The organism is Aureimonas sp. AU40, from assembly GCF_001463785.1.
Classification (GTDB): domain Bacteria; phylum Pseudomonadota; class Alphaproteobacteria; order Rhizobiales; family Rhizobiaceae; genus Aureimonas.
Genome location: NZ_BBWL01000072.1, coordinates 1 through 464 on the forward strand (window position 1 = coordinate 1; position 464 = coordinate 464).

The window sequence follows — 464 nt, forward strand, 5'->3', positions numbered from 1 at the left end:
TTCTGGAAGCCAGCCTCGCCTTTCTGGAGCGCGCGGAAACGGCGGCGCCCATCAAGACGCGAGGGGCTGCGATGCGGGCCGGCTGAGGGCGGGCGACGCCCGGCCCCTTCCCCGAAGGGAGGGAGACCGGGCGTCTCGGGGTCTTGCTCAGCGCCAGCTATTGTACTGCGAGTTGAAGGTCGCGCCGATGCCGAAGCGGGTGTCGCGGCTCGAGCCGCGCTTGTCCTCGGCCTTGAAGATGGCGCGCGCCTCGGAATAGCGGCTCATCTTCAGATTGGTCCAACCCTTCAGGATCTCGGCGCCGCGATTGTGCCCGTGCGTCTTCTCGTGCTGGTCGAGCGTCGCCAGCGCTGAAGTGTAGTCGCCAGCGTCGAACTGGCTCTGTGCCTGGGCCAGCAGCTTGTCCCGCCCGCCGCCGCCCCGCTTGCCGACCTGACGGACCTTGACCTTCTCGCGCGGCGCGG

General features: G+C 69.0%; 1 protein-coding gene. It reads right to left on the minus strand.

Annotated features, from left to right (window positions below):
- Window positions 1–147: 147 nt before the first annotated feature.
- On the minus strand, window positions 148–464 hold a 317-nt coding region (locus tag AUL32_RS24305), incomplete at its 5' end, for a CDC27 family protein (RefSeq protein WP_244498045.1).